The 9,736-nt window shown below is 71.1% G+C and carries 7 protein-coding genes and 2 rRNA genes; 5 read left to right on the top strand and 4 right to left on the bottom strand.

The window, feature by feature from the left end:
- A partial coding sequence (locus DQ392_RS33860; protein WP_425470693.1) for an HAD-IIA family hydrolase occupies window positions 1-440 on the bottom strand: 440 nt, incomplete at its 3' end.
- Window positions 441-636: 196 nt separating this feature from the next.
- On the opposite strand from DQ392_RS33860, the gene DQ392_RS33855 reads away from it, so the two are divergent.
- From DQ392_RS33855 to DQ392_RS33835, 5 genes are all read left to right on the top strand, one after another.
- Window positions 637-1,941 carry a DUF1015 family protein gene (locus DQ392_RS33855; protein ID WP_114019534.1) on the top strand — a complete coding sequence of 435 codons (1,305 nt, stop codon included), beginning with the start codon at window positions 637-639 and terminating at the stop codon, window positions 1,939-1,941.
- 208 nt (window positions 1,942-2,149) lie between these two features.
- Window positions 2,150-3,664 (top strand): pyridoxal phosphate-dependent decarboxylase family protein, encoded by a 1,515-nt coding sequence (locus DQ392_RS33850; RefSeq protein ID WP_114019533.1) that lies wholly within the window; start codon window positions 2,150-2,152, stop codon window positions 3,662-3,664.
- A 34-nt stretch (window positions 3,665-3,698) separates the two neighbouring features.
- Window positions 3,699-5,042, top strand: coding sequence for a lysine N(6)-hydroxylase/L-ornithine N(5)-oxygenase family protein (locus DQ392_RS33845; protein ID WP_114019532.1), 1,344 nt, complete (start codon window positions 3,699-3,701; stop codon window positions 5,040-5,042).
- The gene (locus DQ392_RS33840; protein WP_114019531.1) at window positions 5,039-5,620 is read left to right on the top strand and encodes a GNAT family N-acetyltransferase; all 582 of its coding nucleotides are present in this window, start codon (window positions 5,039-5,041) and stop codon (window positions 5,618-5,620) included. Before DQ392_RS33845 ends, DQ392_RS33840 begins: the two co-directional genes overlap by 4 nt.
- Entirely contained in the window at window positions 5,617-7,494 is a 1,878-nt protein-coding gene (locus DQ392_RS33835) for an IucA/IucC family protein (protein ID WP_114019530.1), read from the top strand. The genes DQ392_RS33840 and DQ392_RS33835 overlap by 4 nt, the downstream gene beginning before the upstream one ends.
- 133 nt (window positions 7,495-7,627) lie before the next feature.
- Here the strand turns inward: DQ392_RS33835 and DQ392_RS34915 are convergent, their stop codons facing one another.
- From DQ392_RS34915 to DQ392_RS33820, 3 genes are all read right to left on the bottom strand, one after another.
- Complete coding sequence (locus DQ392_RS34915) at window positions 7,628-8,401, bottom strand: tetratricopeptide repeat protein (protein ID WP_220182693.1); 774 nt, start codon at window positions 8,399-8,401, stop codon at window positions 7,628-7,630.
- Window positions 8,402-9,418: 1,017 nt separating this feature from the next.
- Window positions 9,419-9,535 (bottom strand): 5S ribosomal RNA (gene rrf, locus DQ392_RS33825).
- 120 nt (window positions 9,536-9,655) lie between these two features.
- Window positions 9,656-9,736: ribosomal RNA gene (locus DQ392_RS33820) — 23S ribosomal RNA — on the bottom strand; the annotation flags it as partial.

Genomic DNA, 9,736 nt, shown 5'->3' with positions numbered 1-9,736 from the left:
CCGCCGTAGCCCTGCGCCACGGCGGCGGGCTCGTCGTCGGCCGACTCGACGACGGTCAGGCCGCGCTCTCGAAGGGCGACCCGCAGCCCCTCGGCGCCGACGGCGAGCACGCGCGCGCCCTCGGGCAGCTGTTCGGCGACGAGCCGGGCGACCGCCTGGGCCGAGGTGACGATCTCGTCCGGTCCTGCCGCCACGCCCAGCTGGGTCAGGTGCGCGGCGACGGCCTGCGGGGTGCGGGCCGCGTTGTTGGTGACGTAGGCGAGGCGCACGCCGCTCTTCCGCGCGGCGGCCAGTGAGCCGACGGCGTGCGGCAGCGCCTCTCCCCCGGCGTAGACCACTCCGTCCAGGTCGAGCAGCGCGGTGTCGTAGCACTCGTGCAGGGGGCGCTCGCTGGGCTGCGGACGGGTCGCGGCGGCTCGTCCGTACGGGCTGGCGTGCATGGGTGCTCACTTTCTCGTGGTGCTCTTTCTCGTGGTGCTCCGGGCGCCTTCGCCGCGGGACCGGGAGGCGCAGGCGCCGGGCCCGCACGGCTCGGACGCCGTATGGAATCCTCTCCCACGTCCCACCGGACCCCGCCACCGCGCGCCCCCTGTGCCCCACTCCCGGCGCCACCGTGCACCGTCATACGATGCACGGATGACCGCCCGTGGCCTTCGACTCGCTCCGTTCCGGGGACTGCGCTACGCGCCGGAGAAGGTCGGCAGCCTCGCTGCCGTGACCTCCCCGCCGTACGACGTGGTGGTCAGGCCCGACGGGCTGCGGCAGCTGGAGACGGCCGACCCGTACAACATCGTGCGGCTCATCCTTCCCCAGGCCGCGGACCCCGAGGTGCGGCACCGTCAGGCGGCCGAGACGCTGCGCCGCTGGCAGGCCGACGGCGTGCTGGTCCGCGATCCGTCTCCCGCGCTGTACGTGTACGAGCAGCGCGAGGGCGAGCTGTTGCAGCGCGGACTCATCGGCGCGCTGCGGCTCACCCCGCCCGAGGACGGCATCGTGCTGCCGCACGAGGACGTGATAGACGAGGTCGTCGCCGACCGTGCCGCGCTGATGCGCCAGATGGCCGCCAACCCCGAGCCGCTGCTGCTCTCCTACCGGGGCAGCGGCTCCCGCACCGGTGCCACGGCCGTCATCGAGCGGGCGACGCGGCGCCCGCCGCTGGTGGCGACGACGACCGAGGACGGTTTCTCGCACCGGCTGTGGGCGGTCACGGACCCGGCCGAGCTCGCGGCGGTCGACTCCGACCTGTCGGTGCGGCGAGCACTGATCGCGGACGGCCATCACCGCTGGGCGACGTATCTGCGGCTGCGCGAGGAACGGGGGCGGCGGGACGGGTCCTCCCCCTGGGACCACGGCCTGGTGCTGCTGGTCGACACGGCGCGCTATCCGCTCCAGGTGCGGGCCATTCACCGGGTGCTGCCCAGGCTGCCGCTGGAAAAGGCGCTCGACCTGCTCTCCCGTGCGGGGGAGGGATTCGGGGAGCGGGGCGCCTTCCGGGTGCGCCGGCTCCGGGTCCCGACGCCCGCAAAGGCGCTGGGCGCGCTGGACGAGGCCGCGGGCAACGCCTTCTTGCTGAGCGCGGGCGACGGCGTCTTCCATCTGCTCGAGGGGCCGGCCCCCCGGCTGCTGGAGCGGACGGTTCCGGCGGGGCGGCCCGCGGCGTGGCGGGAGCTGGACGCGACGGTCCTGCACGCGACGCTGCTGGACGCCCTCTGGCAGGTCCCGGACTCCCCGGCGGACATCGGTTATCTGCACCACACCGAGGCCGCGCTCAGCCAGGCGGCGGCGTGCGGCGGCACGGCCGTGCTGATGCGGCCGGTTGCCGAGGAGAGGGTGCGGGCACTGGCGGAGCAGGGCGTCACGATGCCGCGTAAGTCCACTTCGTTCGGCCCGAAACCGGCCACCGGACTCGTGCTGCGCACTCTGGCCGACGCACCGCACTGACCAGCGGCGCCGCCTCGGCCACCCGTCTGCCGAGGCGTCCAACTCCCCTCCCCCATGCGGGCATTGCCGCGCAATTCCGCCCTGCCCGATCGGCGCACGGCTGACCGAGGAGTCCCCCTTGCACACCGGCTGACCGGCCCGGTTAGGCTAGCCTTACCTGACCGCGCGAGCCGCGCGGTGCGCCACGTCCGTGTCAGGAGGACACTTCATGAGCAGCAGGTCCCACCTGCTCAACGACAGGACAGCGGAGCACTACAGGCGCTCCCTGCACGACGGTGTCGAGCGCGTCGCCGAGAAACTCGCCGGCGCCGGACAACCCTTCACCGGCGTCACCCCGGCGGAGCTCGCCCCCACCGTCTCCGCCGTCGATCTGGAGCAACCCCTGGGTACGGCCCGCGAGGCGCTGGACGAGCTGGAGCGGGTGTACCTGCGCGACGCCGTCTACTTCCACCACCCCCGCTACCTCGCGCACCTCAACTGCCCCGTGGTGATACCGGCCGTCCTCGGCGAAGCGGTCCTCACCGCGATCAACTCCTCGCTGGACACCTGGGACCAGAGCGCGGGCGGCACCCTGATCGAGCGCCGCCTCGTCGAGTGGACGGCGCACCGGATCGGCTTCGGGCGGGCGGCGGACGGCATCTTCACCAGCGGCGGCTCCCAGTCCAACCTCCAGGCGCTGCTGCTGGCCCGCGAGGAGACCTGCCGGCTGGTGCGCAAGAACTCCGAGACGTCGCTGAGCACCCCGCAGATCCTGCCGAAGCTGCGCATCCTCACCTCCGAGTGCAGCCACTTCAGCATCGAGAAGTCGGCGGTCCTGCTCGGCCTGGGCCCCGAAGCCGTCATCCCGGTGGCCTGCGACGAGCGGCGCCGGATGCGCGCCGACGCGCTCGCGGAGCAACTGGCGCGCTGCGAGCGCGAGGGACACACGGTGATGGCCGTCGTCGCCACGGCCGGCACCACCGACTTCGGCAGCATCGACCCGCTGCCGGACATCGCTGACCTGTGCGCGGCGACGGGCGTCTGGCTGCACGTGGACGCCGCCTACGGCTGCGGGCTGCTCACCTCGCGGCGCCGCCGCGCGCTGCTGACGGGCATCGAGCGCGCCGACTCGGTGACGGTCGACTACCACAAGTCGTTCTTCCAGCCGGTCTCCTCCAGCGCCGTCCTGGTCAGGGACAAGGACACCCTGCGCCACGTCACCTACCACGCCGACTACCTCAACCCCACCCACAGCGTCGAGAAGGGCCTGCCCAACCAGGTCGACAAATCGATACAGACCACGCGCCGCTTCGACGCGCTCAAACTGTGGATGACCCTGCGCGTCATGGGCGCCGACGCCGTGGGCGAACTCTTCGACGAGGTGGTCGACCGCGCCGCCGACGCCTGGGAACTGCTCGACGCCGACGACAGGTTCGAGGTCGTCGTCACCCCCGAGCTGTCCACCCTCGTCTTCCGCTACGTCCCCGCGGGCGGCCCGGACGTCTCCGGCACCGGCCAGGCCCTCACCGACCAGGCCAACCTGCACGCCCGCGACGCCCTGTTCGCCTCGGGCGAGGCCATCGTCGCCGGCACCGTGGTCGACGGCCGCCACCACCTCAAGTTCACCCTGCTCAACCCCGAGACCTCACTGGCCGACATCGCCACCGTCCTCGACCTGATCGCCGGCCACGCCGCCCGGTACCTCGACGCCCACACCCCCGCCCTCAGCGCCGCCCAGGCCTGACCGCCGCAACCTCCCCACACCCCGGAGCCCCGACGTGACCCACGACGCCCCCGTACACGACTTCGTCGCCATCGGACTGGGCCCCTTCAACCTGGGCCTCGCCTGCCTGACCGAGCCGATACCGGACCTGAACGGCGTCTTCCTCGACGACAAGCCGGAATTCACCTGGCACCCCGGCATGATGCTGGAGGACAGCACCCTCCAGACCCCCTTCATGTCCGACCTGGTCACTCTCGCGGACCCGACCTCACCGTTCTCCTTCCTCAACTACCTCAAGGAATCGGGACGGCTCTACTCCTTCTACATACGCGAGAGCTTCTACCCGCTCCGCGCCGAGTTCAGCGACTACTGCCACTGGGCCGCCGACCGGCTCGCGGACGGCACCGTGCGCTTCGGCCACCGCGTCGTCCACATCGCACACGACGAGAGCGACGGGCTCTACACCGTCCACGCCGAGCACCTGCCCACGGGCGAGCGCCGCACCTTCCGCGCACCGAAGCTCATCCTGGGCACCGGCACACCGCCCCACCTGCCCGAACCCTGCCAGGACCTCGGCGGCGACCTGATCCACAACTCCCGCTACCTGGAAGCCAAGGAAGCCCTCCAGAAGAAGCGGAGCATCACCCTGGTGGGCAGCGGCCAGAGCGCCGCCGAGATCTACTACGACCTCCTCCAAAGCATCGACGACCACGGCTACTCGCTCAACTGGCTGACCCGCTCCCCCCGCTTCTTCCCCCTCGAATACACCAAACTGACACTGGAGATGACCTCGCCGGAGTACGTGGACTACTTCCACTCCCTCCCGCCCGACACCCGCGACAGTCTCGTCGCCTCGCAGAAGAACCTCTACAAGGGCATCAACTCCGAGCTGATCGACGCCATCTTCGACCTGCTCTACCAGAAGAACCGCGTCCGCTCCTGCCCGACCCGGCTGATGACCAACACCGCGCTGACCGACGCCTCCTGGGATGCGGACGCCGGCGCCTACACCCTCGGACTGCGCCAGGAGGAGCAGAAGCGCGACTTCTCCCTCACCACCGAGGGCCTGATCCTGGCCACCGGCTACCGCTACCGGCGCCCCGCCTTCCTCGACGCGATCGCCGACCGCATCGAGTGGGACCCGCGCGGACGCTTCGCCGTACGCCGCGACTACAGCGTCGACACCGCCGGGCAGGAGATCTACGTACAGAACGCGGAACTGCACACCCACGGCTTCGTCGCCCCCGACCTGGGCATGGCCGCCTACCGCAACTCCAGCATCATCCGCGCGCTGCTCGGCCGCGAGGTGTACCCGATCGAGCGGTCCATCGCCTTCCAGGAGTTCGCCGCCCCCCTGGCCGACGGCACACCCGCCACCGACGCGGAGGCCGCCTCGTGACCACCGCCGACGCCACCGTCTTCACCCGCACCGACGCGGAACTGGGCGTCTTCGCCCTCCGCCCCGTCGACCCGCTCACCGACGCGGAGCTGCTGCACACCTGGGTCACCCACCCCAAGGCGGCGTTCTACCTGCTCCAGGACGCGACACTCCCGGACATCGAACGCGAGTTCATGGGCATCGCGGCCTCGCCCCACCACGACGCCTTCCTCGGCCACCACAACGGCGAACCCGCCTTCCTGATGGAACGCTACGACCCGCGCCACATCGAACTCGCCGGCCTCTACCCGCACGCCGACGGCGACGTCGGCATGCACTTCCTGTGCGCCCCCACCGAAGAGCCCGTGCACGGCTTCACCCGTGCCGTCATCACCACCGTCATGGCGATGCTCTTCTCCGACCCCGGCACCCACCGCGTCGTCGTCGAACCCGACGTGCGCAACACCGCCGTGCACGCCCTCAACGAGGCGGTCGGCTTCCGCGTCGAGACCACCCTCACCAAGCCGGAGAAGGAAGCCCTCCTCAGCTTCTGCACCCGCGAGCAGTTCCAGGCCGCCACAGGAGTGACCCCCGCATGAACCTCCCCACCACCCCGCAGCCCACCCCACCGCACGCGGCCATAAGCCACCTCACACCCGAACGCTGGGCCCGCGCCACCCGACTCCTGGTGCGCAAGGCCCTCGCCGAGTTCACCCACGAGCGGCTGCTGACCCCCACCCCGCTGGACGAGGCGGAACAGGAAGCTGCACAGGAACCCGCACACGGGACCGCGCCTGTCGACACGCTCCGGGGGGACGGCGCACGCCGCTACGCCGTCCGCTCCGACGACGGCGCCACCGAGTACCGCTTCACCGCCCGCCGCTTCGCCCTCGACCACTGGCAGGTCGAAGCCGACAGCATCAGCCGCCACCACGACGGCACGGAACTCCCCCTCGACGCGCTCGCCTTCATCACCGAACTGCGGACCTCACTCGGCCTCGGCGACGACATCCTCCCCGTCTACCTGGAGGAGATCAGCTCGACCCTGGCCAGCACCGCCTACAAACTCGCGGCGCCCCCCACCACCGCGGCCGAGCTCGCCGCCGCCGGCTTCCAGGACATCGAGTCCGGCATGACCGAGGGCCACCCCTGCTTCATCGCCAACAACGGCCGCCTCGGTTTCGACATCGCCGAATACCGCGCCTACGCCCCCGAGACCGGCTCCCCCGTCCGGCTCATCTGGCTCGCCGCACGCCGCGACCGCACCACCTTCACCGCCTGCGCCGACCTCACCTACGACAAACTCGTCCTCTCCGAGCTCTCCGGCGCCACCCTCCGCCGCTTCTCCGCCGCCCTGACCGAACAGGGCCTGGACATGGACGACTACCACCTCGTGCCCGTCCACCCCTGGCAGTGGTGGAACAAACTGTCGGTCACCTTCGCCGCCGAGGTCGCCCAGCGCCACCTGGTACCGCTCGGCCACGGCGACGACGAGCACCTCGCCCAGCAGTCCATCCGCACCTTCTTCAACGCCACCCAGCCCAACAAGCACTACGTGAAGACCGCGCTCTCCGTCCTCAACATGGGCTTCCTGCGCGGCCTGTCCGCCTCCTACATGGAAGCGACCCCGGCCATCAACGACTGGCTGGCCGACCTCGTGGCCGGCGACGAGACGCTCCGCGCCACCGGTCTCGGCGTCCTGCGCGAACGCGCCGCCGTCGGCTACCACCCCGCCCCCTACGAGGCAGCCGCCCCCAAGGGCTCCCCCTACCTGAAGATGCTCGCCGCGCTGTGGCGCGAGAGCCCCATGCCCCTCCTGCGTGACGGCGAGAAGCCCGCCACCATGGCCTCGCTCCTGCACACCGACCGCGACGGGAACTCCCTGGCCGCCGCCCTCATCCACGGCTCGGGGCTCGAACCCACCGAGTGGCTGCGCTCCTACCTGACCGCCTACCTCACCCCGCTGCTGCACTGCTTCTACGCCTACGACCTGGTGTTCATGCCGCACGGCGAGAACGTCATCCTCGTCCTGGACGAGCGGGGCGTCCCCCGCCGGGCCCTCTTCAAGGACCTGGCCGAGGAGATCGCCGTCATGAGCGAGGACGCCGAACTCCCCCCCGAGGTCGAGCGCGTCCGCGCGGACGTCCCCGAGGACATGAAGATCCTCTCCCTCTTCACGGACGTCTTCGACTGCTTCTTCCGCTTCCTCGCACCCGTCCTGGACACGGCCGGGGTCATCGACGAGGACACCTTCTGGGCCACCGTCGCCGACGTCGCCAAGGAGTACCAGAAGTCCACCCCGCACCTGGCCGAGCGCCACGCGCGATACGACCTCTTCGCGGACGAGTTCGCCCTCTCCTGCCTCAACCGCCTCCAGCTGCGCAACAACCAGCAGATGGTCGACCTCCAGGACCCTGCCGGCGCGCTCCAGCTCACCGGCACCCTGAAGAACCCGCTGGCCGCGCACAGGTGAGGACGAGCACGTAACGAGTACGAGCGCGCACGAGTACGGAGGGCGGGCCCCGAACGGGGCCCGCCCTCCGTACTCGCTCTCGTCGCGCGGCAGCACACCGCGCCAGGGTCTCCGGGAGCCGAGTGGCCCGGGGTCAGCCCTCGCAGACCTGCCCCTCGTCGCTCCGCCCGGTCCCGCCTGCGGCGCCTCCGGCGGGCTCGTCCACGTCGTCCTGGTCGTCCTCGTCCCCGTCCAGAGCGTCGATGAACTCCACACCGTCCAGCTCCGCGAGCCGGTCCGAGGCGTCCGTCACCCCGCTCTGATCGGCCTCCAATGCCTTGGCGAACCACTCGCGCGCCTCGTCCTCACGACCGACCTCGAGCAACGCGTCCGCGTACGCGTACCGCAGCCGCGCCGTCCACGGCTGCACGGACGTGGACGCCAGCTCCGGGCTCTGCAACGTCACCACAGCGGCGTCCGCCTGGCCCATGTCACGCCGGGCCCCCGCCGCGACGAGCCGCATCTCGACCTGCCCCGCCTTGTCGAGCTGCCGCACCTCGGGCTCACCCGCCATGGCCAACGCCTTCTCAGGACGGCCCAGCCCGCGCTCGCAGTCCGCCATCACCGGCCACAGATGCTGCAACCCGGTCATCCGGCGCGCGGCCCGGAACTCCGCCAACGCCTCCGCGTACTTCTCCACCGCGTACGCGGCGAAGCCCGCAGCCTCACGCACCGACGGCACCCTCGACGCCAGCCGCAGCGCCACCTTCGCGTACGCGTACGCCCGCTCGGGGTCCTCGTCCAGCAGCCGCGCCACCATCACCAGGTTCCGCGCGACGTCCTCCGCCAGCGTCTTCGGCAGGCTCTTCAACTCCTGCTTGACGTCCTTGTCCAGCTCCTCGCCGGTGACGTCCTCGTCGATCGGCAGCCGCCGCAGCGGCTCACGGTCCTGCCGGTCACGACCACGCTCCCGGTCGTCCCGCCCGTCCCGCCCGTACGGCCGCCCACGATCGCCGCCACCGCGCCGGAATCCGCCCGACCGGTCGTCGTCCCGCCGGAAACCACCCCGACGCTCGTCCCGGCCGTCACGGCCGCCGCCCTGGCCCCCGTACGGCCGACGCCCACGGTCCCGCCCCTCGTCCCGCCGAGCCCCCGGCCCACTCTGCGGCCGACCCCTGTCGCGATCACGGTCGCCGTCACGGCTACGCCCCCTGTCGCGGTCGTCCCGACGGAACGAACCACGGTCGCGGTCGTCGCGACGGAACGAGCCACGGTCGCGGTCGTCACGGCGGTACGAGCCACGGTCACGGTCGCGGTCGTCGCGACGGTACGAGCCACGGTCACGGCTCTGATCGCGGTCGCGGTCGTCACGGCGATACGAGCCACGGTCACGGTCATCGCGACGGAACGAACCGCCATCGCGGTCGTCGCGACGGGAGAAGCCGCGGTCGCGGTCACCGTCGCGCCGGGGCCCCTGGCCCGGCCGCTCGTCCCGTCCGCCGCGCGGACGGTCATCACGGCGACGGTCGTCACGAGGACGGTCATCACGGGAGAAGCCACCGCCGGAGCGCTGAGGCCGATCGCGGTCGCCCCGTCCGCCGCGCGTATCGCGCCCGTCCCGGTCGCCCGAGCGGAAGCCACCGCCGGGGCGGAAACCACCGCTGCGGCCGCCGCGGCCGCCGTCCTCACGCCGCGGACCGCGCGGACCACCCGAGCGGGAGGCGTCATCGCGGCGCGGCCCTGAACCGGACTGCCGGGGCCGGCGTTCTGGACGGTCGCGGTCGTCGGAGGAGCTGGGGGACATCGACGTGACTCCTGTCTGCGGTGCCTGGACACGATCCTCGCGCAGGCAGTGGAACAACGCTCTCCGGGAATGCGGAGAGGAAACAAAAAAGGCCCTTGACCTCCAGCGCATGCACGCTGGAGGCCAAGGGCCATAAAGATTGTTCGGCGGCGTCCTACTCTCCCACACGCTCCCGCATGCAGTACCATCGGCGCTGAAAGGCTTAGCTTCCGGGTTCGGAATGTAACCGGGCGTTTCCCTCACGCTATGACCACCGAAACTCTGATCGGGACGCCCGGATCTTCGATCCAGGTCCCGGAGTCTCAAAGCGAACAAGCACACTCTTCACTTAGAAGTGCGGTTGTTGTCTCAGAACCCACACAGTGGACGCGAGCCTCTATGGACAAGCCCTCGGCCTATTAGTACCGGTCACCTCCACCCATTACTGGGCTTCCAGATCCGGCCTATCAACCCCGTCAT

It is taken from the genome of Streptomyces reniochalinae (genome assembly GCF_003323735.1).
Lineage (GTDB): Bacteria > Actinomycetota > Actinomycetes > Streptomycetales > Streptomycetaceae > Streptomyces > Streptomyces reniochalinae.
Note: the sequence above shows the minus strand (reverse complement) of the source record. Positions and strands in the feature narration are given on the sequence as shown.

What these genes read in the sequence shown, in the direction of transcription:
- DQ392_RS33855 (WP_114019534.1), top strand. Translation starts at nt 637, where the DNA reads ATGACCGCCCGTGGCCTTCGACTCGCTCCGTTCCGGGGACTGCGCTAC.
- DQ392_RS33850 (WP_114019533.1), top strand. Translation starts at nt 2,150, where the DNA reads ATGAGCAGCAGGTCCCACCTGCTCAACGACAGGACAGCGGAGCACTAC.
- DQ392_RS33835 (WP_114019530.1), top strand. Translation starts at nt 5,617, where the DNA reads ATGAACCTCCCCACCACCCCGCAGCCCACCCCACCGCACGCGGCCATA.